The sequence below is a fragment of the Undibacterium paludis genome, from assembly GCF_022568815.1.
Taxonomy (GTDB): domain Bacteria; phylum Pseudomonadota; class Gammaproteobacteria; order Burkholderiales; family Burkholderiaceae_D; genus Undibacterium.
Genome location: NZ_JAKZHX010000011.1, coordinates 243,914 through 270,683 on the forward strand (window position 1 = coordinate 243,914; position 26,770 = coordinate 270,683).

The following is a 26,770-nucleotide window of genomic DNA, read 5'->3' on the forward strand; positions in this document are numbered from 1 at the left end:
ATTCCTTAGCTGAGATGAGGGAGTGTTCTTGCAAACACATAAGCGCTGACTTTGGCAGCACCAAAACGTTTGAGCATTGTAGCGATTTCATGCATGGTCATGCCAGTGGTCATGACGTCGTCAACTACGCCTATGTGCATGCCCCGGATTTTATCTGTCATGTCTGCAGCCAGGCAAAATGCCTGCTTTACATTGGCGGCGCGGGCAGCGTTTGGCAGGCTGCTTTGCATGGCAGTGTCGCGACTGCGCTGCAACACATGTAATCCCAAAGGTATGCCCAGTTGTTTTGATAGTGGCCGGGCAATTTCCTGCGCCTGGTTGAAACCACGCTCTGCCAGACGTCTGCGGCCTAGCGGTACGGCACACAGCAGTTGCGGGAGTTCGAATTCCCTTTGTTGCAGTATGCTTTCTCTTAACATGCTGGCGAACCAGGGGGCCAACGCCAGGTCGTGGCCAAATTTCAGGGCCAGCACCAGTTGATCTTGTGGGGCAGCGTAGTCGCAAACGGTAATGGTTTGTGAAAAAGCGGGCGGATTACTGAGGCAGTCGCCGCAGCGCGATGTGCTGGCGTGCGGTGGCAAGGGCAGGGCGCATTGGCTGCAACGTGGCAAAGTCTGGGTAAAATAGCCGAGACGGCATGCTTCACAGATGACCTCCCGGCTGTCGGCGCGGCAAAGCGCACACGGGCAGGGTATCAGGGCGGCGATTGTGTTCTGCCACGCAAGCTTGAGTTTGTCTGTGATCATGGAGGTAAGCGTGTAAACTGCCAGCTTATCAAAAAAAGCCAGATTCAACATTTCCAGCCATGCTTAGTGCCCCAATCAATTTGCAACTGGTACGCCAGTTATTTGCCCAGCCTGAAAAAATCCAGCCCTCTGATTTTTTCAGACGCGAGATCGCTACCCGCATGCGTGAAAAACTGGAATTAGTAAAAATACAACCATCAGCGTTGCTTGATGCTGGCTGTGGCGAGCTCGATGATCTTGCTGAATTGCAAAAAATATATCCTCAGACGCAGGTTTTTGGCGTAGATGCTTCCCTGGCCATGTTGCAGGCTGGCAAAAAAAAGCAGCTCGCGGCGATGAGCACCATGGGGCGCTTACTGTCCAAATGGACACCAGCGGTATTGCGTCAGGAAGTTGGTCAGTACTTGCTTACAGGTGACTTTGCGCGTTTGCCGATGGCAAATGCAACAGTCGACCTGATTTGGTCCAACCTGGCTTTGCACTGGCATCCGCAGCCCGATCTGGTGTTTGCCGAATGGCGACGGGTTTTGCGCACGGAAGGTTTGCTGATGTTTTCCTGCCTGGGGCCAGACAGTTTGACAGAACTGCGCGAGGCCTTTGCCAAAGTCGACGACTTACCGCATACCTTGCCTTTCGTCGATATGCATGATTTTGGCGACATGCTGGTCAATGCCGGTTTTTCGACGCCTGTCATGGACATGGAGAAAATCACGCTGACCTATGGGGATGCCGGTAAGTTATTACAGGATGTACGTGCGCTGGGAGGTAATCCACTAATGACAAGACGTCAAGGTTTGTTTGGTCGTCAAGCCTATAAAGGTCTGGTTGCGGCGCTGGAACAGCGTCGCGACAGCCGGGGGCGTATCAATTTGACACTGGAAGTGGTGTACGGCCATGCTTTCCGGCCAGTCAGCCGGAAAACGGCGGCTGGCGAAGCCATAGTGCGTTTTGACTTACCCAAAAAATCCCCTTAATCCGTATCAAAAAAACGGTAAAAAGTCGCAATTTCATAGATAAATCTTTGTGACATTTGCGCCAGATCAGGGATTTGGCAAGTGTATTCTGCTTGATAAGGGCCTGCTTTACGCCTTATACTCTCGCAGTTGTGGAAGTTGCCGGTACGCATTGAGCTTTTTATGCCCGGCGCTCTGTTAAAAGAATTCTAATCGGGTTTTGGGGAAATTCATGAAACATGCTAAGCGATTCAATTCGTTCATGCTGGGTGCCTCGCTTTTGGCGGCAAGTTTGCCGTCCTGGGCGGTGGTGAATGGTCCGGCGGTAGATATGAAGGGCGGTCCGGCGGTCAAGCAGTTAAATCTGCAGCAACCTGTTACGCAAATTGCGGAGCAAATCTATTCCATTCATAACCTGATGCTGGTTATCTGTCTGGCGATTTTTGTGGCAGTTTTTGGTGTGATGTTCTACTCTATTCTGAAACATCGCAAATCAGTCGGCCATAAAGCTGCTACCTTCCACGAAAGCACAGCGGTCGAAATTGCCTGGACTGTAGTGCCTTTCATTATCGTTATTGTCATGGCCTTGCCCGCAACCAAAACGGTTGTCGCGATGAAAGATACTTCCAATGCTGACCTTACCATCAAGGTTACTGGCATGCAATGGAAATGGGGCTATGATTACCTCAAGGGTGAGGGTGAAGGCATTTCCTTCCTGTCTACCCTGGCTACTCCCCGTACACAAGTTGGTGCACCTGGCGTAGAGCCGACTGAAAAACGTGGTGACAATTATCTGATCGAAGTTGACAACGAAGTTGTTGTGCCCGTCAACAAGAAGGTCCGCATGATTACTACCGCCAATGACGTTATCCATTCATGGACCATCCCTGCTTTCGGTGTGAAACAGGATGCGATTCCCGGTTTTGTCCGTGACACCTGGTTCAAGGCAGAGAAAATTGGTACTTACCGTGGTCAGTGCGTCGAGCTGTGCGGCAAGGAACATGCTTTCATGCCTATCGTTGTCAACGTTGTTTCTGAGGCTGACTACACAAAATGGGTTGATGGCAAGAAAAAAGAAATGGCTGCCAAGGCTGATGACCCAAGCAAAGTATGGACTGTTGACGAGCTGAAACAGCGTGGTGAAAAAGTGTATGCCGCCAACTGCGTAGCCTGCCACCAGGCTACTGGTAAAGGTGTTCCAGGTGCTTTCCCTGCCCTTGACGGTTCTGCTGTTGTGGCTGGTCCCAAAGCTGGCCAACTGGCTATCGTCATGAATGGTAAAGCAGGTATGCCAGCCTGGAAGGGCAGCTTGTCGGATACAGAAATTGCCGCGGTGATTACTTATACCCGTAACAACTGGTCCAATAAGGCAGCAGAAAACATTGTCCAACCGGCTGAAGTTCTGGCTGCGCGTAAGTAATAAACAGGAAGAACAGGAGAAAAGATGAGCACTACTACAGCTGATCACGCTCACGATCACTCTCACGACCACGCGCATGACCATCCCCATGGTTTCCAGCGCTGGTTATTTGCAACCAACCATAAAGATATCGGTAGTTTGTATCTGTGGTTCGCTTTCACGATGTTGCTGGCCGGTGGCGTCATGGCCCTTGGCATCCGCAGTGAATTGTTCCAGCCTGGCCTGCAACTCATGCAGCCGGAGTTCTTTAACCAGTTGACCACCATGCATGGTCTGGTCATGGTTTTTGGTGCGATCATGCCGGCTTTCGTTGGTTTCGCCAACTGGATGATCCCGCTGCAGATCGGCGCGTCTGATATGGCATTTGCCCGTATGAACAACTTCTCGTTCTGGCTGATGCCTCCTGCAGCTCTGCTGTTGATGGGTTCTTTCTTTGTTCCTGGCGGTGCAACGGCTGCTGGCTGGACACTGTATGCTCCATTGTCCACACAAATGGGCCCAGGCATGGACATGGCGATTTTTGCTGTCCACATCATGGGTGCGTCTTCCATCATGGGCTCCATCAACATCATCACGACCATCCTGAACATGCGCGCGCCCGGCATGACACTGATGAAGATGCCGATGTTCTGCTGGACCTGGCTGATTACTGCCTACCTGCTGATCGCCGTTATGCCGGTTCTGGCTGGTGCGATCACCATGACGCTGACTGACCGTCATTTCGGTACATCCTTCTTCAATGCTGCAGGCGGCGGTGACCCTGTCATGTACCAACACATTTTCTGGTTCTTCGGACATCCAGAGGTGTACATCATGATTTTGCCAGCCTTCGGTATCGTGTCCCAGATCGTTCCGGCATTTGCCCGTAAGCCTTTGTTTGGTTATGCATCGATGGTGTACGCAACAGCATCCATCGCGATCCTGTCCTTCATCGTCTGGGCGCATCATATGTTTACAACCGGTATGCCAGTGACGGCACAGTTGTTCTTCATGTATGCCACCATGCTGATCTCGGTACCTACTGGTGTGAAAGTGTTTAACTGGGTAGCAACAATGTGGAAAGGCTCGATGACTTTCGAGACCCCTATGTTGTTTGCAGTCGGCTTTATCTTCGTGTTCACCATGGGTGGTTTCACAGGGTTGATCCTGGCGGTGACTCCTATTGACATCCAGTTGCAGGATACCTACTACGTGGTTGCTCACTTCCACTATGTATTGGTGGCCGGTTCCCTGTTTGCCCTGTTCGCCGGTTACTACTACTGGGGTCCAAAATGGACAGGTTTCATGTACAACGAAACACGCGGCAAAATCCACTTCTGGGGTTCGCTGATTTTGTTCAACGTGACCTTCTTCCCTATGCACTTCCTGGGTCTGGCCGGCATGCCACGTCGTTATGCAGACTACCCTGCGCAGTTTACTGATTTCAATCAGATTGCAACGATTGGTGCATTTGGTTTTGGTTTGATGCAGGTGTATTTCATCCTGGCTGTTGTTATTCCATCCATCAAAGGTGGCAAGCCTGCCCCAGCCAAACCATGGGATGGTGCTGAAGGTCTGGAGTGGACAGTGCCTAGCCCTGCGCCTTTCCATACTTTCGAAGAACCACCAGAATTCAAGTAATCAAGTGAAGTATTACTGGTGCTGTACTGCTGTCGCAAGCAGTGCAGCACTGGCGGGATAAAAAATGACGAACGATAAAAAACCGAATAACCTCAAGACTGCCATCATTTTGTTTTCTATCGCTCTGGTATTTTTTGTTGGTGTATTCGTCAAGCAAACCTGGTTGCGCTGATCATGTCCGAGGATGAAACCGGCGCAGGCAGCAAGGGCAACAAGCTGAATGCGCAGATGCTGGGCAAGTTGCTGGTTGTTGCGGCTTTGATGTTTGGTTTTGGCTATGCACTGGTGCCGATCTACAAGCAGATATGCGAATTGACCGGGGTCAATATCCTGACACCCAAAGATATTTCAGTAAAAGAAATATCCAATTCGCAGATCGACAGAAGTCGTGAAGTAACCATAGAGTTTGATGCAAACACTCAGGGACCATGGCGCTTCAGGCCTACCGTGGCAAGCATGAAAGTGCATCCCGGTGAGATGACGCAGGTTGTCTATGAAGTAGTGAACAAGCAGTCCTACAAGATGGATGCGCAGGCGATACCCAGCTACGCACCACAGCAGGCCGCCAATTACTTCAAGAAGATGGAATGTTTTTGCTTCAAGCAACAGACACTGGGGCCGAATGAGGCGCGGCAAATGCCTGTGGTGTTTTATATAGACCCGGCCCTGCCGAAGGAAGTCAAGACGATTACCTTGTCCTATACTTTCTTTGAAGTCGGTGTTAAACCGCAGGCTGTCAGCAGCGAAGGACAAGGGCGCTCATGAGTGATTTGAAGGAAGCAAGCAAACGTAAGGCTTCGTTTCTTGCAACAATGAAAGCCGTATTCTGGTCGTTTTTGGGGATACGCAAGAAAAATGACTATGAACAGGATGCAGCACAGTTGAATCCTGTCCATGTGATTATTGCTGGCATCATAGGGGCACTGATATTTATCTCGGTGCTGATCATGATAGTCAAACATGTAGTCGCAAAATAACAATTCAAGTAGTAAATTAAATTGCATCGGGAGATGGAAATGAGTTCTCAACACGCTAATGCGCCGTATTATTTTGTGCCTGGTCCATCCAAATGGCCTGTGCTGGGCGGCACCACTTTATTGCTGACCATGATCGGTGCTTCGGCCTGGGTAAATGGTCTGGCTTGGGGTTCTTACCTGAATTTCGCCGGCATCATCCTGACCCTGGTGGTTCTGTATAACTGGTTTGGTGACGCCATCGCTGAATCCGAAGGCGGTAAATACAGCGCGCGTATCGACGTATCTTATCGCTGGAGCATGAGCTGGTTCATTTTCTCTGAAGTGATGTTCTTCGCGGCTTTCTTTGGCGCCCTGTTCTATGCCCGTACTATTTCCATGCCTTGGCTGGCTGATCTGGACCACAAAGTCCTGTGGCCTGATTTCGCTGCAAACTGGGGTAATGTAGGTCCGGCCGGAACAGTTGAAGCCTTCAAGACCATGGGGCCTTTCCCTATCCCCACCATCAACACAGCGTTGTTGCTGACTTCCGGTGTGACCCTGACTATTGCTCACCACGCCTTGCGTGAAGGTCAGCGTGCCAAGACTGCATTCTGGCTGTTTGCCACTGTTTTGCTGGGTGCAGTGTTCATGGGTTTCCAGGCTTATGAATACATCCATGCTTATCATGAGCTGAACCTGAAACTGACTTCCGGCATCTATGGTTCCACTTTCTTCATGTTGACCGGTTTCCATGGTTTCCACGTGACCATGGGTGCGATCATGTTGTCCGTCGTTCTGTACCGTGTGATGAAGGGCCACTTCACGCCTGAGCATCACTTTGCGTTCGAAGGCGCTGCCTGGTACTGGCACTTTGTTGACGTGGTTTGGCTGGGTCTGTACGTTGTTGTTTACTGGATGTAATAGCAATATCCGGTAAAACAAAAAAGCCGCACGGTTAGTGCGGCTTTTTTACATATATCAGATTGCCGGTGGGGGAAGTGCCTGTCCAGTTAACTGACAGACTTTACCTGATACCGGTTGGCTGTATCAGTCCGTAATGGTTGGCCAGCAGGATCAGCAGGAACAGGGTGATGGAAAAACCAACCCGGAAAGCCAATGCCTTGACCGTGCGATTACTTTTTCCCTTGTCTTTCATCAGATAGACCAAGGCAGACCCCAGGCTGAAAAGGATAAGGAAAAAAGCGATGGCGACAAGAATTTTCATACTCGTTTATTTTTCTGCTTTTGATTGTTAGATTTCGCATTGTAATACCTTACACACCGAATGCCTATTTCCTTCCGATTTCGCCTTATCCCCTTTATCGCAAGCCTGCTGCTGGTCAGTCTGGGTGTTGCGTTGGCACAATGGCAAACCCGCAGGGCGGAAGAAAAGGAAATAATTGCCGCGCAGCTGGCTGAGCGCATGCATTTACCAGTGCAGCAATTGAAGCCAGATAGTGCGGCTGGTGAAATAAAGGCTTTTCGCAAACTCAAAGTACGAGGGCAATTCATTGCCGAATGGCCGCTGTATCTTGATAATCGCCCCTTGCAGGGTAGGGCTGGTCTGTATGTATTGATGCCCTTCAAGCTGGAGGGTAGCAACAAATATGTCCTGGTTGCCCGAGGCTGGCAGCCGCGCGACGCGCATGACAGGTTGCATGTGACAGCCATCTCGGCGGCGGCAGGTGAAGTCATGCTGGAAGGCCTGGTCCGGGATAAACTGGACCGTGTCATGCAACTGGGGCAGCCCGAAACTGTCAAACCGGGTAGCCTGTTGCAGAATCTTGATATAGACATGTTAATCAAACAGACGGGCTGGGATTTTTATCCCTTTGTACTGGAGCAGACATCAGCTGCTGATGATGGTTTGTCCCGGGACTGGCCCTTGCCATCGGCTGGCGCCGACAAGCACAGGGGTTATGCCTTTCAATGGTATGCGCTGGCCGTGATGGCTTTCTTATTTTTTGTTGTTACTGGATTTCGTCGTGGAAAAAACTGACAAACAGACCTCGCGTGGGCGCTGGAAATTGCTGCTGGTGCTGGCAGTGTGTGCTGCCCCCATGATTTTTTCTTACCTTGCCTATTACGTCATCAAGCCTGCCGGACGGACCAACTATGGCACCATACTTGATCCGCGCGACTATCCCATGCCCAAGCTTGCCGGTCGCCTTTTAGGGGCTGCACCGACCGACCCGACTGTCGGTCTGGATGCATATAAGGGTAAATGGCTGATGGTACAGATCGATAGTGGTGCTTGCGAGCGAGACTGCCAGAAGAGGATGTATGACATACGTCAGTTGCGTGTTGCGCAAGGCAAAGAAATGGACAGGATAGAGCGGGTCTGGCTGATTACCGATGATGTCCCCATCGATACCGCTTTGATACGTCAGTATGACGGCGCACGCATGCTGAAAGTGGACCCTGCCGTATTGAAAACCTGGCTACCTGTCGACAAAGAGAACAATACCCAGATCAGTGACCATATCTATCTGATCGATCCGCTCGGCAACCTGATGATGCGTTACCAGAAAAATGCTGACGCCAACAAAATCAAGAAAGACCTCAGCAAACTATTGCGTGCGTCTGCGATAGGCTAAGGACAGGTTAAATCATGTGGTTACAGCTAAGCCTGACAGCAATGATGGTTGCCCTGATCCCGGCAACCATCATCTGGTTTTCCAGGGAAAAGAATAAATACCGCAAATTGATTGCGGTCACTGTCACGTTGACATTTGAGCTGATCATGTTCGGCGCTTTCACGCGCCTGACAGACTCCGGCTTGGGCTGCCCTGACTGGCCGGGTTGTTATGGTCAGGCCAACCCCTTGCAGTCACATGCTGCTATCAAGGCGGCAGAAATTGTCATGCCTGGCGGCCCGGTTACCCTGCAAAAAGCCTGGATAGAAATGGTTCATCGTTACCTGGCAATGAGTGTAGGTTTGCTGATCGTGGCCCAAATGCTCATTGCCTGGGTGCATCGTAAGCAATTGCGCACCAGTCCCTGGCTGTCGACTTTCCTTTTTTTCTTTGTTTGCCTGCAAGGTGCATTTGGCGCCTGGACGGTAACCCTGAAACTGCAACCTGTCATAGTGACTACTCACTTGATACTGGGGATGGGTTTGCTGGCCCTGCTCAGTGCCAGCCTGGAGCAGCAAGGCAGTTCGCAACCACGGGCACCTGTTTTGTCCGCCGATGCACATCGCCTGCTCTGGCCTGCCGGTCTGGCCCTGGTTTTGCTGTTCATGCAAATAGCGCTTGGCGGCTGGGTGAGTACCAACTATGCTGCATTAGCATGCCATGATTATCCGCTCTGTGATGGCAAGCTTGTTCCGGCAATGGATTTTGAGCATGGCTTTAGCCTCTGGCGTCAGCTGGGTCAGACTGTGGATGGCAAATACCTGCCATTTCATGCGCTGGTCGCCATACATTGGGTGCACAGGAATTTTGCCATCCTGGTGGTGCTTGCCTGCCTCTGGGCAGGCTGGTGTGCCAACCGTACCAGGGGGCTGGAAAAGCTGGGGAGACATCTCATGCTAGCCGTATTGGCACAGTTTATCATCGGTGTTTCCACCGTATTTTTTTCCTGGCCGCTGCTGCTGGCAGTTTTGCATAATGGCATGGCTGCCACGCTCGTGCTCTTGCTGACCATGTTAAACTACAGGGTAAGGCATGTGAGCCTTGCCGCTGCCAAAGAATGATCATGACCACATTAAGTTTGCCTTCCAACCGACTTGCTCAATACTGGGCATTGACCAAGCCCCGCGTTACCCAGCTCGCCGTTTTTTGTGCCGTCATCGGCATGTTCCTGGCGACACCTGACCTGCCTGACTGGCGTGTTGTGGTTGCCGCTACCATCGGTATCTGGCTGCTGGCCGGCGCCGCTTTTGCTGTCAATTGCCTGGTAGAGAAAGAAATCGATTCACGCATGGCCAGGACTGCGCGCCGCGCAACTGCCCAGGGTGAAATCACTATTCCCCAAACCCTGGTGTTTTCCGGTGTCATTGGTGGCATGGGCATGTGGGTGCTGTATACCATGGTCAACCCTTTGACCATGTGGCTGACCTTCGTCACCTTTGTTGGTTATGCCGTGATTTACACGATTATCCTGAAACCGGCGACACCACAAAATATTGTCATTGGCGGCTTGTCCGGCGCCATGCCGCCGGCCCTAGGCTGGGCTGCTGTAGCCAATGATGTGCCCATGCAGGCCTGGTTGCTGGTACTGATCATCTTTGTCTGGACGCCACCGCATTTCTGGGCGCTGGCCATGTACCGGCGCGATGATTATGCGCGTTCCGGCCTGCCCATGTTGCCTATTACCCATGGCCTGGAATTTACCCGCTTCCATGTCTGGCTCTACACCATTGCCCTGTTTGCCACCACCATGCTGCCGTATGCCGTGCACATGAGCGGCCTGATCTACCTGGTCAGTGCCATTGTGCTTGGTCTGATTTTCCTCTGGTATGCATGGCGTATCTACAAGCACTATGACGATATGCTGGCGCGCAAGACTTTCACTTATTCCATCATTTATCTGTCCTTGCTGTTTGCCGCCTTGTTGGTGGATCACTATATCAAGCTCACCTTATGAAAATACTGAAGAGCCTGGCTGGCATCCTGATGACGCTGGTCTTGTCCGCCTGCATGCAAGGGGCTGAAAAATTCAATAACACGGACCTGACTGGCCTCGATTACGCCAAGGATTTTGCCCTGACCGACCATAATGGCAAGGCACGTACCCTGGCAGACTTCAAGGGCAAGGCAGTTGTGATTTTCTTTGGCTATACGCAATGCCCGGATGTTTGCCCGACCACCATGGTGGAAATGGCAAATGTGATGAAACTCCTGGGCAGTGATGCGGACAAGGTACAAGTCTTGTTTGTTACGCTTGATCCGGAACGTGATACCCAGACTTTGCTGGCCAGCTACGTGCCCAATTTTGACAAGCGCTTTCTTGGCCTATATGGCGATGCCGCTGCAACTGCCAAGGTTGCCAAGGACTTCAAGGTGTTTTATCAAAAGGTGGAAGGCAAGACACCAGGCAGCTATACCATGGACCATACGGCAGGCAGCTATGTGTTTGATCCCCAGGGGCGGATTCGTTTATTCTTGCGCCACGGCCAGGGGCCAGAGCCGGTTGCTCATGATTTGAAAATGCTGCTCAAGTAAGCCCTGATCAGGATTAAGCCTGGGCATTGATCGGTGACTGACAGAAAAGTGATAGAAAAACAAAAGGCACTCCGAGGAGTGCCTTTTTCAATGCATGGCCTGCTTATGCAAAGTTGCTCAGGCTACCCTTCATTTTCTTCAGGGCTGCACTTTCGATCTGGCGTATGCGTTCGGCAGATACACCGTATTCATCTGCCAGTTCATGCAGGGTTGCGCCTGTACCGTCATCATTTTTCAACCAGCGCTCTTCGATGATATGGCGTGAACGCGCATCCAGTTTGGACAGGGCAGATTCCAGGCCTTCGCTTTGCATGCGGTCATACTGGCGGCTTTCCAATACACGGGTAGGTTCGTCAGACTCTGTCTTCAGATAAGCGATGGGTGCAAACTTTTCATCATCGTCATCTGTCGGTGCGTCCAGAGCGATATCGTGACCGGACAAACGCATTTCCATCTCAATGACTTCTTCGCGTTTTACATCGAGTGTTGACGCCAGGGCGTCAATCTGCTTGGGCGACATCGCGTCCAGGCCTTCTTTGTGACTGCGCAGATTGAAGAACAGCTTGCGTTGTGCCTTGGTCGTGGCAACTTTTACCAGACGCCAGTTTTTCAGGATGTACTCATGCATCTCGGCCTTGATCCAGTGCATGGCATAGGATACCAGGCGCACACCCTGGTCAGGGTCAAAACGCTTGACGGCTTTCATCAGGCCGATATTGCCTTCCTGAATCAGGTCAGCATGGGGCAAACCATAGCCGAGATAACCACGGGCGATGGAGACAACCAGACGCAGGTGCGACATAACCAGTTGCTGCGCAGCAGCCAGATCATTGTCATTACGCAATTTTTTTGCATAGTCTACCTCTTCCTCATGCGAGAGCATGGGCAGACGATTGACTGCAGAGATATAGGCATCAATGTTTCCAAGACTGCCACTAAAGCCAAGGGCCAGTGCAGTGCTGTCAGAAGCGGGGATCAATTGTGTCGATGTTGTTGCCATTTTTCCTCCTTATTGCGGCCACCTTGGAGTAATGCACCCCATATGGCACTTTCAAGTTCCTATATTAGCACTCTCTTGAGAAGAGTGCTAATACTCAGATACTATAAGCTTCATCAAAATAATCTATTGAAAAACTAGCCATCATTTACAGCAATAATAATTACTTAGATGCCAGCCTGCGTGGAAAGTTGCAGTTAATTACAATAATTTTGTCAGGACTTAGCCTGTGATCAGATGTAATAGGATGTAACAACGGGGTTGCTGCCTAGCTGGCGCGCGCCAGTTGTCGTCTCACCGAAAGGAAGACGCCTATCAGGCCCAGTACCATACTAACCGCCAGCAAGATCAGGCTCTGTACGATACCTAACGGTAGCAGATGAAATTCTGATGCATACAATTTGGCAAATTCAGCAATAGCCTTGTTCAGTGGGTGCAGGGAGGCAGCGATCATACCCAGTGCCATGCCCCCGGCCAGCAAGCCCAGCAAGGCGCCGGTATAGTAATAGGGTTTGTGGATAAAACTGTTGGTCGCGCCAAGCAGCCGGGTGACTGAGATCTCGGCCTGATGAGAGATGACCTGCAGGCGCGTGGCATTGAACACCACCACGATGACGACCACGGCCAGGGTTGCTGCCAGCAGCATCAGGCCCAATTGCATGATCTGCATCAGCGCCGCCAGGCGTTTGACCCAGGCAGAGTCAAGCTGCACGATATCGACATCTGGCATCTGCCTGATGTTTTCAACCAGGTCATCGATCTTGCCGGCGTCCGCATTGGACATGGACAGGATATAGGCATCCGGCAGAGGGTTGCCACCAAGCGTTGATAAAACTTCAGTCAGATTGGATGATTGCTCCAGACTGGCCAGCGCCTTGTCTTTGGGAATAAAGCTCAGGTTGGCCGTGATGCCTTTTTCTTTCAGCAGCTTTTTGATCGGTATCGACAGGGCCGTTGCGTTAGCGCGCGCAGTTTCCGGGCTGACAAAGATACTGATTTCCGGCTCTATAGACAGCTGTGAAGAGACGGGGCGGATATTTTCTATCAGGGTCAGGCCGGCAATCGGCAGGGCTAGTGCGATGGCGACCACCAGTACATTGAATAGAAAATTACCAGGACTGGCGCGCAAGTGGCCAAAAGCACTTTTCATGGCGAACAAATGTTGACGGAACCAGATGGTCATGAATTCTTCCTTGTTGTTCTGTGCAGATAGACGGGCAAAGTACGGGCAAATCAGGCAGCCAGCGATGATTTCCAGCTGGTAACCACCTGTCCCTGGCTCAGGTAGATAACGCGGCTGGCCTGGTCGAGAAACTGTTCATCATGGCTGGAGATGATGCAGGTGACGCCTGCACTCTGGAAAGCCTTTAGTGTTGTCAACACCTTGTTGGCATTGTCCCGGTCAAGAAAAGCGGTTGGCTCGTCGGCCAGGATGATTTGCGGGCGGTTGACGATGGCACGGGCAATTGCCACCCGCTGTTGCTCACCACCGGACAGGGCCAGCGGCAGGGAGTCTGCCTTGTCGGGCAGGCCGACTTTATCGAGGGCAATACGGGCACGTTCCTCAGCCTTGCCATGTGATGCGCCAGTGACAATCAGCGGCAACATGACATTTGCCAGCACGGTACGGTCGGTCAATAATTTCTGGTCTTGCAATATCAAGCCGAGCTTGCGGCGTAGATAAGGCAGGCTGCCGGACTTAAGCTTGCTGATGTCCTGCCCGTTGACCCTGACCTGACCAGAGCTGGGCTTTTCTATGCCCGCGATCATCTTCAGCAGGGTAGACTTGCCCGCACCGGAGGGGCCAGCCAAAAAGATCAGTTCACCGCTGGCTATCGACAGGGATACATCCCTGAGCGCATAGGTATCTTGAGAATACTGCTTGCTGACGTGTTCAAATTCTATCATGGTCGCAATATGGCTGATTTTGGGGGAGGCAATTCAGCTTAACAGGGCGTCAACGAATTCCTGTGCGTTGAAAGGCTGCAAATCCTCAATTTGTTCACCGATGCCGATGAAGTACACCGGTACCGGGCGGTTTTTTGCGATGGCGGCCAGTACCCCGCCTTTGGCCGTGCCATCGAGTTTGGTAATCACCAGGCCGGTCAGCTGCAGGGCATCATCAAAAGTCTTGACCTGGGCCAGAGCATTCTGACCGGTATTGCCATCGATGATCAGCAAGACCTCTTGCGGTGCACCATCCATACCCTTGGCGATCACACGTTTGATCTTTTTCAGTTCTTCCATCAGATGCAACTGGGTGGGCAGGCGGCCAGCCGTATCCACCATCACCACATCCGTACCACGTGCACGGGCTGAGGCCACGGCATCAAAGGCCACGGCGGCCGGGTCACCGGATTCCTGGGCGATCACCGTGACATTATTGCGCTCGCCCCAGATTGCCAGCTGCTCACGCGCAGCCGCACGGAAGGTATCGCCTGCGGCCAGCAAGACAGATTGCTGGTGACTTTGCATATGTTTGGCCAGCTTGCCTATGGTGGTGGTTTTGCCGGCGCCATTGACCCCGGTAATCATCATCACCAAAGGTTGATAGCGGCCAAGCTCCAACGGTTTTTGCAATGGTGTGAGCAATTCCAGCAACAGGGCTTTCAGCGCAGCCTTGACCTGTTCCGCCTCGGTCAGTTTTTCTTCCTTGACCTTTTTCTTCAGGCCATCAAGCAAAAATTGCGTCGCTTCCACGCCGGCGTCTGAAGTCAGCAGGGCGGCTTCAAGCTCTTCATACAAATCGTCATCAATGCGAGCGCCGACAAAGAGGGTGGTAAGATTCGAGGAAGTCTTGGCCAAACCCGCCTTCAACCTGCTCAGCCATGAGCGCTTTTGCTCGGGTTCAGGTGCCGGCTGTGTCTGGGGCGCAACGGGCTTGCTTGCTGGCTGGCTTGACGCCGGTGGAGCATCAGCTGTTGTGGATGTTGCTTCTATGATAGCTGCCGGCGCAATCTGGGAGACCGGCACCTGCGCTTCTTCTTTGGGTTTCTTTTTGAAAAAACTAAACATCGGGATATTTGGGGAGTGCGGGCGGCAAGAAAAGCCTGCCCTAGTATTAGAATGCTGCCATTTTAACAGACAGCGCACTGTAAACCGATTTAGCCGTAGCTGACATGCAATGAAAACAAATAGTAAAAAACCGACAACAATAAAACGCAGTAATCACCAGGTTCGTATCATCGGCGGGCAATGGAAGCGCAGCCTGCTAAGCGTGGTTGAGGCAGAAGGCTTGCGTCCTACGCCGGACCGCGTCAGGGAAACGGCATTTAACTGGCTCAGTCATTTATTCGATAACAACTGGGACAAACTGGTCTGTCTCGACCTGTTTGCCGGCACCGGCGCCCTGGGATTTGAAGCAGCCAGTCGTGGTGCTGCCCAGGTAACGATGGTGGAAGCGCATACCCCGGCCTACAAGCAACTGGAGCAGGTAAAGGACAAATTGCAAGCCAGTCAGTGCGATCTGCTCAGGGCAGACGCCCTCAAGGTGCTTGATGGCATGATAAACAGGCAACAAAAGCAGGATTTGATCTTTCTTGATCCGCCTTTTGGCCAGGACTGGTTGTCCCGTATCCTGCCCTTATGCGCCCAAGTGCTGAGTGACAGGGGCTGTCTTTATGTAGAAGCGGAGTTTTCGTTGGCAGAAGCAGAGGGCGATGCCATGGACAAATTACATAAATTATTAAGTGGATGGCAACTTGTGCGGGCAGATAAGGCTGGCAGCGTTTACTTCCATATACTGCAACGCAACATTTTGCCGCATGGCGCGCACGAAAATCAGGCATAATGCCTGCTCAACTTAGTGCATATCCTTATGCAAGTCTTGATGCATGGTGCAAAAAAAGGGAGTGAAGATGGTTACAGCCGTTTATCCGGGAACATTTGATCCGCTGACACGTGGTCACGAAGATCTGGTGCGTCGCGCATCCGGGCTTTTTGATACCCTGGTGGTCGGCGTAGCGGATAGCAAGAGCAAGAAACCCTTTTTCTCCCTTGATGAACGCCTGACCATTGCCAACGAAGTGCTCGGGCATTACCCGAATGTCAGGGTAGAAAGCTTCTCTGGTTTGCTCAAGGATTTTGTGCGCAAGAATGATGCGCGTGTCATCGTGCGTGGCCTGCGTGCGGTATCAGATTTTGAATATGAATTCCAGATGGCAGGCATGAACCGCTATCTCCTGCCTGACGTTGAAACCCTGTTCCTGACACCATCTGACCAGTACCAGTTTATTTCAGGTACCATAGTCCGCGAAATCGCCATGTTCGGTGGTGATGTGTCCAAATTTGTATTTCCCTCGGTTGACCGCTGGCTCAAGAAAAAAGTGGCGGCCCAGGCAGAAAGTAATTAAGTTGCATGTATACAGCCCGGTAGGGGCTGGATGAAAGTGAAGTGAGCTGGTATGGCCCTGATGATTACGGACGATTGCATCAATTGTGATGTTTGCGAACCCGAATGCCCCAACGATGCCATTTACATGGGGCCGGAAATCTATGAAATAGACCCCAATAAATGCACGGAATGTGTCGGTCACTATACGGAGCCGCAATGCCAGCAGGTCTGTCCGGTAAGCTGCATCCCCTTCAATCCTGCATGGCGAGAAACTCCGGCGCAGTTGCAGGCCAAATATGAGTTGTTGCAGGCTGCGCAAAAGCCTGCGCAATAAATCAGGATAGCGAACCGCTAAAAACAGCGTACCTGGTTGCGTCCGGCATTTTTGGCCTGATACAAAGCCCTGTCCGCACGCAAGACCAGGTCACGTGCGACGCTGGGAGCATCTTCATAATTGGTGTTGCCGTCTATGGTGGTCAGGCCTATGGAAATGGTGGCCTGGCAACTGCCTGATTCACTGAGTACAAATTCACTGTCGGCGATACTCTTGCGTATGCGTTCTGCCACGGTGATCGCGTCATGCAGATTGGTGTTGACCAGTACCACGACAAACTCTTCACCACCAAAGCGCCCCAGGGTATCGCTGAGACGCAGCTCTGCCTTGATGCGGCTGGCAACTTCTTTCAGTACATCGTCACCACCCTGATGGCCGTAACGATCATTGATCTGCTTGAAGAAATCGATGTCCAGGTACATGCAGGCTATGCTGTATCTTTGCCTGCGCGCCCTGGCAATTTCTTCCAGCATGCGTTGTTCTACGTAGCGGCGATTGCTGACATTCGTTAGCGGATCTGTCAGGCCTATATACGTCAGGCGCTCATTGTTGATGACGTTTTCCAGGCAGATAGCGATGATGGAGCCAAGTCGCTCTATGAAATCTGTCGCCATGTTGGGCTGGAAACGGTCTGCCTTGAAGCTGCCAAGATTGAGGCAGCCTATCAGCCTGCCCTGCCTGTGCATGGGAATGATGGCGATACTGGCTGGCTTTTTGCTAAAGGTGCTGAAATAAGAACCGTAAGCCAGGCTCTGGTACAAACCCAGTTGCGGCTTGCGCAAGGCGCTCTGCGGTTGAGACAGTTCGACTTCGTGCCGCAAGAAAATCAGGTGGGGGAATTCCTGCAAGTCTATCTTCAGGTCACTGAGCATGTGCTGCAGGTCACCGAACTTATCAAACAAGACCAGTGATACCACGTCCAGTTCAGACGTGATGGCCAGTGCACTGAAAATATTGGTGATCAATTCACGAAAGCTGTTGGCGCTGATAATCTTCAGGTCAAAACTCTGGTGGCGTGCCATGATGCTCTGGTTGCGATGGGCCAGTTCCAGCAGGCTGTCGAGCCGGTCGCGCAGTATCTGGTTTTCACGCTGTAAGTCAAGCAGCGCAGACTGTGCTGCGTCCAGTTCTTCATCTGCTGGTACCGGAATCATGCTTTCCATCGTGTTTGCCAGGGGTCTTAAAATGCAATGTTCATGTTGACTGCATCGCCGACATGCAATATCCGGTCCAGACCCTGTTCAACGATGAGGTTCATACCAAAGGTAATGCCGCCGTCGACCAGCGGGTTGGCTCTGTAGGTGGCAAGTATGTCCAGCGGGTCCGGGCCAAATTCACCGGTGTCCTGGTCGATTGAAGGCATGGGACAACGTGGACAAGGCTTAACCGGGCGCAATTGTATATCTTCGCCTATGTCAAAGCTTTCAGCATAATCCTCTTCGAAAGCCTCCACGCCATCGAGCACGATATTCGGGCGGAACCGGTTCATCGGCAAGGCAGCCCGGCCCTGCTGTTGCAGGCGCTGGTTCAGGTCGTCCAGGGCGGCACTGGCCGTCAGCAAAATGGGATAGCCGTCAGAAAATCGTGTTGCGACAAGTTTGTCCCCCGTCCATTTCTGGTTGGCAAAGCGTTGGGTTTGCGTACTGCTGCGCACCAGTCGGCAAGGGGTGGCAAGGGCAAGGCTGAACCAGTCAGCGGCGACATCGCCACAATCAATGGCGCTGAAGCTTTCTTCCCAGATTGTTACTGTTGTTGATCCTGCATCGGACTGGGCTTGCAGCAGCAGCTTGGGCATGCCCGGCGCATGGACGACCACGCCGTCGTCAGTGATTTCGGGACGTATCCTGGCCATTGCCGGATGCTCCCTCTGTGTCAGGAACAGACCCTGAGGGGTGACCAGCATCCATTCCCTGTCATGTATGCCTGCCGAACACAGGCCGGTTTCTGTCAGCGTCGCGCTGTCCAGACTGATGCCGGCGCAGGACTTGATCGGGTAAATGGTCAGGGCAATGACATTAGGCATGATGGCAAGACTTCCGTGTAAAGGATGCGATATGAGTATTTTAATGGCTAACAAGCATTCATGCGGGCAATTCGCCAGATATTTGAGGTCAGGGCAAATGCCGGGTTTGCCGCGTTCTGGCAATCAGTTGTTGCCCTGGAAATTACGCCTGTATGCTGAAGGGGAGATGGCGAACTCCCTGGCAAAGTAACGGCGCAATAACAGGCCGGAACCAAAACCGCTGTCGATGGCAATATCATCAATGGCCCGCTTGCTGGTTTCCAGCTGGCGCTGGGCCTGGGCCAGTCGCTGATTCAGCAGCCATTTGCCAACAGTGGTGCCAGTCTGCTGCTGGAAGTGGCGGGTAAAGCTGCGCCTGCTCATCAAGGCCATCTGCGCCAGTTGATCCAGGCTCTGATTCTCTGCCAGATGCGCCAGCATCCATTCTAATACCTTGTTGAGGCGGGTATCGGTGGCCAATACCGGCAAGGGCTGCTCTATGTATTGTGCCTGACCTCCCTGCCGGTGTGGCGCCACTACCAGGCGTCTGGCCACATGGGCGGCGCTATCGGCACCATAAGTGGTGCGCAGGACGTGCAGGCAACAATCTATGCCAGCCGCTGTACCGGCCGAGGTAATCACGTCGCCATGATCGACATACAGGACATTCGGGTCCAGCGTGATCTGCGGATAGCGTTCCGAAAAAGCTCTGGACAGGGCCCAGTGCGTCGTCGCACTGCGTCCATCAAGTAAGCCTGCCTGAGCCAGTACAAAAGCGCCCAGGCATAGTCCTATGATACGGGCGCCGCGCTGGTGGGCTTTTTGTATTGCCTTGAGCAGGGCAGGGGAGGCAGGTCGCAAATCATCATGCCAGGAGGGGATCACCAGCATGTCAGCCCTGGCAAGGTTTGCCAGACCATGACGTACGTGGATGTCAAAGCCGGCATTGGTGCGCACTCCACGACGTTCTTTCCCGCTGTGATCAAGACAGACATCCAGCTTGAATGCGGGCAGACTCAGGCTGCCATGATGTTCACCGAACACCATGCAAGGCACGGACAGATGAAAAGGGCTGATGCCATCAAAGGCCAGTACGGCAACATGGATGGCTTGTTCAGGATGCGGGGGGCGTGATTTATCAGGCATGGCCCGATTGTATCTAATTATGGCAATCGGGTCACTTCTTGTCAGAGCCAATGTGGCAGAAAATGATGTCCATGAACAGCGCTGCTGCTTCCCTCACCTGACCATAAAGGAAACCATCATGTCTACAGCAAACAAACCCACAATCAAACGCGCACTGATCGTCGTCGACGTCCAAAACGAATATTTCACCGGCGACCTGCTGATTGAATACCCCGACCCGAAAGTATCTCTGCGCAATATAGGCCGGGCCATGGATGCGGCAACTGCTGCCGGTATCCCGGTATTGAAAGTACAGCATTCTGCGCCAGAGACCGCCCCCATCTTCGCACGTGGATCGCACAACTGGCAATTGCATGAAGTCGTTGCCAGCCGTCCCGCCAGCCATCATATTGAAAAGAAAATGGCCAGCGTGTTTACCGGCACCGATGCAGCCACCTGGCTGAAACTGCATGACATCAATACCATCACCATCGTTGGCTACATGACCCATAACTGCAACGCCAGTACCATTTTCGAAGCAGCCCACAATGGTTATGAAGTGGAAGTGTTGCATGATGCGAGCGGTTCACTGCCCTATGAAAATGCCGCAGGCTATGCCAGTGCAGAAGAAATACATCGCGCCTTTTCCGTGGTCTTCCATTCCAACTTCGCGGCCGTCAGCACCACCGATGGCTGGATAGAGGCAGTACAGGCCGGCGTGGCAATCGAGAAGGGTAATGTCTATGCGTCGAACCTGGCTGGCCGTGCGCATCAGGCAGCTTGAAAAGCTGATGCAGCCATGGTCACAGTGGTCCCGTCAACGGGACTGCTGTTATCCCAAAACAAAAAGATCAATAAATGATGCAAATCAGGCGACCATGCTGCGCCTGATAATCCGGTTCAAACCCACTGGCGTCACTCCCAGGTAACTGGCCAAGTCTTTTTGTGAGACGCGGTTGACCAAGTCAGGTTCTTCACTGAGCACGGCGTGGTAACGTTGTGCTGCTGACAGAGTCAGTAATTCGCGTTCACGTTTTTCCTTGCGGGCGGCAAATGCCTGGAAGCCGCGACGCAGGGCTTTTTCCCAGACGGGATGTTGCTCCGCTTGTTGCAGCAAGGCTTTGAATGGCAGACGCTCCAGCACGGTGTCTGTTACCGTTTGCACAGCGAAACTTGTTCTGCCACGATCCTCCAGGGCAGCCATGCTGGCAAAAATATGGTTTTCGCTGCTGAAAGATTTGATCCATTCCTTGCCATCTTCTTGCACATATAACAATTTGACACAGCCTCTGACGACAACATACAGATAAGGATGGATTTCGTCATGATGAAATACCCAGTCCTGTGCTTTCAGAGTCATGGTCCGTATATCGGCAGCTACCTGCGTCCAGCCTGGCAGTGCCTCTCCAGCGAGAGTCGACAATATATGCTGACTGCGAAAAGTGGAAGTGTCCATGAGTGAATTAACCAGGGTTAATGCGCGATGCCTGCCCGGATTATACAGTTGGTCTGGTTTCAATTGATGAGTGAGAACGGATCATGCAGATGAAGCTGGAACAACAGACATTTTTAATTACCGGCGCCAGTGCTGGCATAGGACAGGCGCTGGCCCTGGCTCTGGCGCAGCAGGGGGCTCGCGTTTATGCCTGGGGGCGTAATGCAGCAAGCTTGCGTGCATTGGCGGCGAGCCATGCCAATATACAGACGCAGGTAGTCGATTTGACCCAGTTGGCGCAACTCAGGCTGGCTGTGAATACACTGCTGGCCAGTACATCGATAGATTGCCTCATCAATAATGCCGGCATACAGCATGCAAAACAATTGCAGGACGAAACATATGGCTTGCAGGATATTGTGGATGAAGTCAGTGTCAATCTGATTGCGCCGACAGAACTCACACGTCTGCTGTTGCCACATCTGCACAGCAGACCACAGGCAAGGGTCTTGATGATATCTTCCGGCCTGGCCCTGTTGCCCAAGGCTGAGTCGGCGGTGTATTGTGCCACCAAGGCAGCCATACATTCCCTGAGTGAGGGTTTGCAACTGCAATTAAAGGGCAGCAAGGTGACAGTAACAGAATGCATTTTGCCACTGGTCGATACCCGCATGACGGCGGGACGCGGCAGCGGCAAAATCACACCCGGACAGGTCGCCGATGAAATCATCAGCGAATTGCGTCGTCCCGCCCGCCCCATACTATATGTTGGTAAAACCAGGCTGCTACCCATACTGCTGCGGTTTGCACCCTTTGTCGTGAGACGCCTGCTACAAACACCAATTGCAGGCCCGCACAGTCAGAGTCAATGAGGTAGTGACGAGGAGCATGCCCTGTCCTGACATCAGTGTTTGCGTTTCAGTATTTGCTTAGTACCCAGATATTCTCGTGAGCCGGGCACTTTCCTTTCAATCCACCAGGAACATCAATCCTTGCCAGCAGGGTCAGCGCATATAGCTTGCCGTAGTGCTGCCGCACTTCTTCATCGCTGATGGAGAAAGGCGGACCATCCTGCAAGCTTTGGTCGTATTCAAAACAGATCAACAACTGCTGGGCCAGGTCGCTGATGGCGGCCAGATGAGCGCTGTAACGCAACCTTGTTTCTTGAGGCAGCGCGACCAGCGCTGCCCTGTCGTAAATTGCGTCAATCTGGCCCAGCGCTTCACCCGTCAAATCAAAAATGTCACCGACAAATATGTCCAGGTTTTTAGCACTGTAATGTCTCAATTCTCCGACAGTCGATATGTCCGGCGTCAGATTCAATTCTGCGAACAATTGCTCAATGGCGATCTCACTCAACTCTGCTCCGGCCACACGATAGCCTTGCGATAACAGCCAATGTATATCGAGTGATTTGCCGCATAAAGGCAAAAATATCCGGCTGCCCTGCGCCAGAGTCAATGCCTCTATGTATTTCAATAGCAAGGGATTGACCGTGCTTTCATGAAAGCCGATTTCATTTGCTGCCCATTTCCTGTGCCAAAAACTTGCGTCCATCTATATTATCCTTCTGGTAATTTTTTTGGCCCGCCTTTCCTGCGCCGTAGCCACACGAGCCATATAATAAGCAGTTTTTGATCAGGTGGAGCATGCATAGTTTGCATTGCATTCGTGCGTGTTGTGCAATGTCTGCCTGGATGAGCAAGTCAGCGGGATACCGGCCTGAAGTGATACTCTTATCACGTATAATCGAAAAATTCGCAACAACAATTTTGCTCAACAGTATTCGTATGCAGTCATTACGTCGTCTTCCTGTTACTGTATTTTTTTATGAATCGTTGGCGGAAAAAGGACCAGTACCAGGCATTGGTCGTCACGACGGACAGACACGGGGCAAGAATGGGCTGTAACAGATGATTGCAACATTGGACCCGCATACTATGCCAGCTTCACGACTTGAGATCCGTTTGCTGGGGATATTTGAACTGAGACAGGATGGGCAGGACTTCACCAGCAAGATCAAATATCGCAAGGCAGTCTACCTGCTGGCCTACCTGATCGTTGCAAATGGCCGCTGGATATCGAGAGAACATTTGGCAGGTTTATTGTGGCCAGATTTGCACAATGCTGCCGGATTGACCAATTTACGCCAGGTGCTCAATAACCTGGGCAAGGTGATCAATACGGCAGCGAATGCCAGCATCATTCAGAGCCGTCGCGATAGCATCGCCTATACCCCCAATGAAAGAGTCAGTGTAGACATCAGTCTCTTGCTCAACGACAGGCATGTTGACGACGCTTCAGAAGAATTTCATGGCTGGCTGGCAAACAGTTTTGAAGCACACCTGTATCAGCTTTACCATGATTTCCTGGAAACGATGGAACACCATAGCGGTACCGAACTGCAGGCATGGATACTTTCAGTGCGTAAGCAAGCCCGCGAGCGGTGGCGCGAGCTCGCCTTGAGGTTGTGTATTAATAAGGAAGTGGCAGGCCGGGTTGCTTCAGCCACGGCGATTGCAACACAGCTTTGGGAGCAGGATCCGCTCAATGAGCACATCGCTGCTAAGTTGATCAGCCTACTTCTTGCTTGTGGTGATTTCAAACGTGCCAATTTCGTACTCAACGCACTTGACCAGGGTTTGCTTTCTGCTTTTGGAACACGCGCCTCTGCTGCTACACGCAAGCTACTTGAGCAAAAGGACCTGACTGTCATTGTCAACCAGCCTCAGGAGCACGTTCAGCCTGTGGCGACACCAAAGGCGATGGAGATGCGCTACATCAGCCTGATGTATGTGGAATTTGACCTGACCAGTGAGAACAGGGGACAAGGGATGGATTGTCTGTCGCTCCTGGATGAATTGCTGACTGGGGCTAAAAAGAAAATAGAATTGTGGGCCGGTAACTGCAATGAGATATTCGGGCAGGGGTTTCATGCCAGTTTTGGATTGTATGACGAGCCGGAACAGGCTGCCCTGAGAAGCATTTATGCAGCGCAAGAAGTCCTGCTCAGCGAGCAGTCCAGGCGGTATTTGCGTATAGGCGTGTGTGCCGGTCACGTACAGCGCTCAATTGAAGAGTTGCGTTTTCTTGGTGCCTTGCCAAGGCTAGCACAAGAAATATGCTGGTCTGCAGATGTCGGACAACTTGTGTTCGACCAGATGGTAGCGGAGCAGATCAGGGAAAAAATTGCCATTGAAAAACTTCCGTTACAACAAAACGAGAGGTATGCAAAGGGCTTGAGCAGATTTATAGTGAGTAATCAGGTCGTCGGTACAAGTGGTGTGCAGGTCTTGCCGCTGATAGGCAGGAGCGAAGAGATGCAGGTGCTGATGCAGCATTGGCATCTGGCTGATCATGGACAAGCGCAGTGGCTGGTATTGAGGGGTAATGCTGGCATGGGAAAAACCAGGCTGGCGACAGAGTTGGCAAGCCAATTGCAGACGATGGCGAAACGCGTTATTTCCGTCCATTGCTCACTGGAGTATCAGCATCAGTCCATGGCTCCAATACGCTATGCGCTCAGTGACCTGTTTGGCCTGGCCACTCCCGATGACAGCGAGAAGATCAGAGAAAAAATCGTTGTCTATCTGCGCGATAATCTGTCAGACAGCATGCTGGAAGAAGCACATCTGCACGCTCTGGTTGTCCTTTTTGAGCAGAAGAACATGTCGGAAGTTGATCACAAGAACCAATTGTTTGCGGCGGTTGCTGCGCTGTTCGATCTGCTATGCCATACTCAAAGCTGCCTGATCCTGATTGACGATATGCACTGGTCTGATTTCGCCACGCGTGAATTTGTGGCGAGATATGCCGGCAGTCTTGAGAGGCAGAGACTGCTCTTACTGGTAACTACCCGGCCGGATGCACCACTGGAATACGCAGGTGCGTCACCGCTAATTGCTGAATTATCTGCTCTACCTCTGGTCACGGCCGAGCAAATGGTGGCAGCTTGCGACAGTCGACATTTGCTTTCCAGAGAAGAGCATCTGCGTATCGCGCGTGATTGTGGTGGTATTCCACTCTTTCTTGAAAGGCTCACACGCAGCTTGGCAGAAGATGGTCGACATCACCTGGTTCCCGTGAAGGAATTGTTGCAAAGCGAACTGGACAAATTAGGCCCATACAAATATGTCCTGCAGTTTGCGTCAGCACTGGGATACAGTTTTGATGCACGTCTCCTGACCATCTTGTTGCCTGACGCTGATATTGACGGTACCTTGCAACTTGCAATCACATACAGGCTGGTAAAGGCGGCTAAAAAGCCAGGTTACTACAGTTTTTTGCATGCATTAATTGCTGACACGGCGTATCAGAGTTTTCCAGAAGCGCAACGACGTCAGGCGCATCAACAAATTGCCCAGGTCTTATTGCTCGAACCTGTAGTATCCAGCAGTGACATAGCGCGACATTTTGACGTAGCTCAATGTTGGGCCGAGGCGCTTGACTGGTGGACATTGAGCGGGCAGCAAGCCATGGCAGGCGAGTTTGCCATGGACGCCTTGCAGCACTTCAAGAATGCACTGGCAATTGCTGAACATCCTCAGCATGGGCTTGTAGATAAAGTGATTTCCCTGCGTTTATCTGTTGGTAGTGCTGCCTTGCTTTGTCAGGGTTATGGCTCTGAATTGGGATTTAAGCAATTTCGTGCCGTGTTCGACAGCCTTGATATGTTGCCATCTCCTGATCCCGAGCAGAAAGAAGCCTTGTTTCGCGCATTGAGCGGCATGTATATGGGGGGAAGTTCACAAGGCAGGAGTGATGGGCTGGGATTTGCAAGACGATTGGAGGAATTGGCTGACACGCCGGCAAAACGTCTGATGGCTTGTTTTGCGTTGGGGAACTCCCTGTTCTGGCGCGGCCTTTTTACCGAAGCCTTGCAATACCAGCAGGAAGGTGTCGCCATATCGAGGGAACTAAGTCTGGAACAAAGACAGCGTTATTGGGGAGAAGACCTGGAGATACTGATTCGTGCCTTCCTAAGCTGGAACTTATGGTTTCTTGCTCACGAAGAGGCCATGGTCATTGCAGATGAAAGCCTTGCATTGGCCCGTGAACGCAAAAAAAGCCATGCACTTTGCTTTATGTTGACATTCAATGCGGCTTTGCATTGGACAAAGGGGCAAGTTGATCAGGTGATGGTCTGTTCCGGGGAAGGTGTGGCGCTGGGGACGCAGTTCGGTTTCCCCTTGTGGCAAAGTATGAACAGCCTGTTTTATCTGTCAGCACAGGCCAGCAGAAATGACTTGCAGGATGCTGCACCGGCGTTACAGGCGGCCGATGCCTTGCACGGCGCTTACAGGGCGGGAACGACCACAGCCAGTTGGGTACTGGCCAGTACGTTGGTCAGCCTGAATCGCTGGAGTGAAGCAAAATCACTGCTATTACAGACCCTGGCCGATATTGACAGGTATGAAGATTACTACTGTCATTCAGACTTGTTGCGGCTGCAAGGCCTGTGTCAAATACATGAAGGTGAACTTGAGCTGGCCCGTCAAACCCTGCAACACGCCTTGCAGATGGCTGAAACGCAGGGAGCTCTGGGATTGATACCGCGAATACGGCAAAGCCTGAATGAATTGAAAACTGACGCATCAGTGCAGATAGCGTGTAGCATTCCACAATGAATGGGAATGCTACAGCTGATGCACGGTCAAGCTGTCATGAACCTAGCCAGATAG

29 protein-coding genes are annotated in these 26,770 nt (G+C 52.0%); 18 read left to right on the forward strand and 11 right to left on the reverse strand.

Features of this window, described 5'->3' with window-relative positions; translation table 11 throughout:
- Positions 1 to 5 precede the first annotated feature (5 nt).
- Positions 6 to 746 (reverse strand): ComF family protein, encoded by a 741-nt coding sequence (locus tag LZ463_RS19875; RefSeq protein WP_241457637.1) that lies wholly within the window; start codon positions 744 to 746, stop codon positions 6 to 8.
- A gap of 59 nt (positions 747 to 805) precedes the next feature.
- On the opposite strand from LZ463_RS19875, the gene LZ463_RS19880 reads away from it, so the two are divergent.
- The 7 genes from LZ463_RS19880 (at position 806) to LZ463_RS19910 (ending at position 6,616) form a co-directional block, all read left to right on the forward strand.
- A complete protein-coding gene (locus tag LZ463_RS19880) occupies positions 806 to 1,720 on the forward strand; it encodes a methyltransferase domain-containing protein (protein ID WP_241457640.1) in 915 nt (304 codons plus the stop codon).
- A gap of 211 nt (positions 1,721 to 1,931) precedes the next feature.
- Positions 1,932 to 3,119 carry a cytochrome c oxidase subunit II gene (gene coxB / locus LZ463_RS19885; protein ID WP_241457642.1) on the forward strand — a complete coding sequence of 396 codons (1,188 nt, stop codon included), beginning with the start codon at positions 1,932 to 1,934 and terminating at the stop codon, positions 3,117 to 3,119.
- Positions 3,120 to 3,143: 24 nt separating this feature from the next.
- Positions 3,144 to 4,739, forward strand: coding sequence for a cytochrome c oxidase subunit I (gene ctaD / locus LZ463_RS19890; protein WP_241457644.1), 1,596 nt, complete (start codon positions 3,144 to 3,146; stop codon positions 4,737 to 4,739).
- A 64-nt stretch (positions 4,740 to 4,803) separates the two neighbouring features.
- Complete coding sequence (locus LZ463_RS19895) at positions 4,804 to 4,911, forward strand: cytochrome oxidase small assembly protein (RefSeq protein ID WP_241457646.1); 108 nt, start codon at positions 4,804 to 4,806, stop codon at positions 4,909 to 4,911.
- 2 nt (positions 4,912 to 4,913) lie between these two features.
- Positions 4,914 to 5,504 (forward strand): cytochrome c oxidase assembly protein, encoded by a 591-nt coding sequence (locus tag LZ463_RS19900; RefSeq protein ID WP_241457648.1) that lies wholly within the window; start codon positions 4,914 to 4,916, stop codon positions 5,502 to 5,504.
- Positions 5,501 to 5,716, forward strand: coding sequence for a DUF2970 domain-containing protein (locus LZ463_RS19905; protein ID WP_241457649.1), 216 nt, complete (start codon positions 5,501 to 5,503; stop codon positions 5,714 to 5,716). Before LZ463_RS19900 ends, LZ463_RS19905 begins: the two co-directional genes overlap by 4 nt.
- 39 nt (positions 5,717 to 5,755) lie before the next feature.
- Positions 5,756 to 6,616: a cytochrome c oxidase subunit 3 gene (locus LZ463_RS19910; RefSeq protein ID WP_241457651.1), complete on the forward strand. Its 861-nt coding sequence runs from the start codon at positions 5,756 to 5,758 to the stop codon at positions 6,614 to 6,616.
- A 103-nt stretch (positions 6,617 to 6,719) separates the two neighbouring features.
- Here LZ463_RS19910 and LZ463_RS19915 read toward each other — a convergent pair whose 3' ends face one another.
- Positions 6,720 to 6,920, reverse strand: a complete 201-nt coding sequence (locus LZ463_RS19915; protein ID WP_241457653.1) for a twin transmembrane helix small protein — start codon at positions 6,918 to 6,920, stop codon at positions 6,720 to 6,722.
- A gap of 60 nt (positions 6,921 to 6,980) precedes the next feature.
- Here LZ463_RS19915 and LZ463_RS19920 point away from each other — a divergent pair, with 60 nt between their 5' ends.
- Genes LZ463_RS19920 through LZ463_RS19940 form a run of 5 tightly spaced genes read left to right on the forward strand, consistent with a single transcriptional unit; the run spans position 6,981 to position 10,863 of the window.
- Positions 6,981 to 7,694 (forward strand): SURF1 family protein, encoded by a 714-nt coding sequence (locus LZ463_RS19920; protein WP_241457655.1) that lies wholly within the window; start codon positions 6,981 to 6,983, stop codon positions 7,692 to 7,694.
- Positions 7,681 to 8,292, forward strand: a complete 612-nt coding sequence (locus LZ463_RS19925; protein WP_489686134.1) for an SCO family protein — start codon at positions 7,681 to 7,683, stop codon at positions 8,290 to 8,292. Before LZ463_RS19920 ends, LZ463_RS19925 begins: the two co-directional genes overlap by 14 nt.
- Before the next feature lie 14 nt (positions 8,293 to 8,306).
- Positions 8,307 to 9,392 carry a COX15/CtaA family protein gene (locus LZ463_RS19930; protein WP_241457657.1) on the forward strand — a complete coding sequence of 362 codons (1,086 nt, stop codon included), beginning with the start codon at positions 8,307 to 8,309 and terminating at the stop codon, positions 9,390 to 9,392.
- A gap of 2 nt (positions 9,393 to 9,394) precedes the next feature.
- A complete protein-coding gene (gene cyoE / locus LZ463_RS19935; protein ID WP_241457659.1) occupies positions 9,395 to 10,285 on the forward strand; it encodes a heme o synthase in 891 nt (296 codons plus the stop codon).
- Between the two features lie 29 nt (positions 10,286 to 10,314).
- On the forward strand, positions 10,315 to 10,863 hold the full coding sequence (locus LZ463_RS19940; RefSeq protein ID WP_489686136.1) for an SCO family protein: 549 nt from the start codon (positions 10,315 to 10,317) through the stop codon (positions 10,861 to 10,863).
- A gap of 103 nt (positions 10,864 to 10,966) precedes the next feature.
- On the opposite strand, the gene rpoH is transcribed toward LZ463_RS19940, so the two are convergent.
- From rpoH to ftsY, 4 genes are all read right to left on the reverse strand, one after another.
- Entirely contained in the window at positions 10,967 to 11,863 is an 897-nt protein-coding gene (rpoH, locus tag LZ463_RS19945) for an RNA polymerase sigma factor RpoH (protein WP_241457663.1), read from the reverse strand.
- 265 nt (positions 11,864 to 12,128) lie between these two features.
- A complete protein-coding gene (locus LZ463_RS19950) occupies positions 12,129 to 13,043 on the reverse strand; it encodes a cell division protein FtsX (protein ID WP_241457665.1) in 915 nt (304 codons plus the stop codon).
- 50 nt (positions 13,044 to 13,093) lie between these two features.
- Positions 13,094 to 13,768: a cell division ATP-binding protein FtsE gene (locus LZ463_RS19955; RefSeq protein WP_241457667.1), complete on the reverse strand. Its 675-nt coding sequence runs from the start codon at positions 13,766 to 13,768 to the stop codon at positions 13,094 to 13,096.
- A 33-nt stretch (positions 13,769 to 13,801) separates the two neighbouring features.
- Positions 13,802 to 14,875: a signal recognition particle-docking protein FtsY gene (gene ftsY / locus LZ463_RS19960; RefSeq protein WP_241457669.1), complete on the reverse strand. Its 1,074-nt coding sequence runs from the start codon at positions 14,873 to 14,875 to the stop codon at positions 13,802 to 13,804.
- 109 nt (positions 14,876 to 14,984) lie between these two features.
- Here ftsY and rsmD point away from each other — a divergent pair, with 109 nt between their 5' ends.
- The 3 genes from rsmD to LZ463_RS19975 all read left to right on the forward strand — a co-directional run bounded on the left by rsmD (position 14,985) and on the right by LZ463_RS19975 (position 16,527).
- Complete coding sequence (gene rsmD, locus LZ463_RS19965) at positions 14,985 to 15,650, forward strand: 16S rRNA (guanine(966)-N(2))-methyltransferase RsmD (RefSeq protein WP_241457671.1); 666 nt, start codon at positions 14,985 to 14,987, stop codon at positions 15,648 to 15,650.
- A gap of 67 nt (positions 15,651 to 15,717) precedes the next feature.
- Positions 15,718 to 16,212, forward strand: coding sequence for a pantetheine-phosphate adenylyltransferase (gene coaD / locus LZ463_RS19970; protein WP_241457673.1), 495 nt, complete (start codon positions 15,718 to 15,720; stop codon positions 16,210 to 16,212).
- 51 nt (positions 16,213 to 16,263) lie between these two features.
- Positions 16,264 to 16,527: a YfhL family 4Fe-4S dicluster ferredoxin gene (locus LZ463_RS19975; protein WP_241457675.1), complete on the forward strand. Its 264-nt coding sequence runs from the start codon at positions 16,264 to 16,266 to the stop codon at positions 16,525 to 16,527.
- Positions 16,528 to 16,544: 17 nt separating this feature from the next.
- On the opposite strand, the gene LZ463_RS19980 is transcribed toward LZ463_RS19975, so the two are convergent.
- From LZ463_RS19980 to LZ463_RS19990, 3 genes are all read right to left on the reverse strand, one after another.
- The gene (locus LZ463_RS19980) at positions 16,545 to 17,690 is read right to left on the reverse strand and encodes a GGDEF domain-containing protein (RefSeq protein WP_241457677.1); all 1,146 of its coding nucleotides are present in this window, start codon (positions 17,688 to 17,690) and stop codon (positions 16,545 to 16,547) included.
- Between the two features lie 17 nt (positions 17,691 to 17,707).
- On the reverse strand, positions 17,708 to 18,550 hold the full coding sequence (locus LZ463_RS19985; RefSeq protein ID WP_241457679.1) for an MOSC domain-containing protein: 843 nt from the start codon (positions 18,548 to 18,550) through the stop codon (positions 17,708 to 17,710).
- A gap of 123 nt (positions 18,551 to 18,673) precedes the next feature.
- The gene (locus tag LZ463_RS19990) at positions 18,674 to 19,675 is read right to left on the reverse strand and encodes a GlxA family transcriptional regulator (RefSeq protein ID WP_241457681.1); all 1,002 of its coding nucleotides are present in this window, start codon (positions 19,673 to 19,675) and stop codon (positions 18,674 to 18,676) included.
- Between the two features lie 118 nt (positions 19,676 to 19,793).
- On the opposite strand from LZ463_RS19990, the gene LZ463_RS19995 reads away from it, so the two are divergent.
- Positions 19,794 to 20,438, forward strand: a complete 645-nt coding sequence (locus LZ463_RS19995) for a cysteine hydrolase family protein (protein ID WP_241457683.1) — start codon at positions 19,794 to 19,796, stop codon at positions 20,436 to 20,438.
- An 84-nt stretch (positions 20,439 to 20,522) separates the two neighbouring features.
- On the opposite strand, the gene LZ463_RS20000 is transcribed toward LZ463_RS19995, so the two are convergent.
- Positions 20,523 to 21,110, reverse strand: a complete 588-nt coding sequence (locus tag LZ463_RS20000; RefSeq protein ID WP_241457685.1) for a Crp/Fnr family transcriptional regulator — start codon at positions 21,108 to 21,110, stop codon at positions 20,523 to 20,525.
- A gap of 89 nt (positions 21,111 to 21,199) precedes the next feature.
- On the opposite strand from LZ463_RS20000, the gene LZ463_RS20005 reads away from it, so the two are divergent.
- Positions 21,200 to 21,961 carry an SDR family NAD(P)-dependent oxidoreductase gene (locus tag LZ463_RS20005; protein WP_241457687.1) on the forward strand — a complete coding sequence of 254 codons (762 nt, stop codon included), beginning with the start codon at positions 21,200 to 21,202 and terminating at the stop codon, positions 21,959 to 21,961.
- A gap of 46 nt (positions 21,962 to 22,007) precedes the next feature.
- Here LZ463_RS20005 and tmpT read toward each other — a convergent pair whose 3' ends face one another.
- A complete protein-coding gene (gene tmpT, locus LZ463_RS20010) occupies positions 22,008 to 22,646 on the reverse strand; it encodes a thiopurine S-methyltransferase (RefSeq protein ID WP_241457689.1) in 639 nt (212 codons plus the stop codon).
- 383 nt (positions 22,647 to 23,029) lie between these two features.
- On the opposite strand from tmpT, the gene LZ463_RS20015 reads away from it, so the two are divergent.
- Positions 23,030 to 26,716 carry an ATP-binding protein gene (locus LZ463_RS20015; protein WP_241457691.1) on the forward strand — a complete coding sequence of 1,229 codons (3,687 nt, stop codon included), beginning with the start codon at positions 23,030 to 23,032 and terminating at the stop codon, positions 26,714 to 26,716.
- Positions 26,717 to 26,770: the final 54 nt, after the last annotated feature.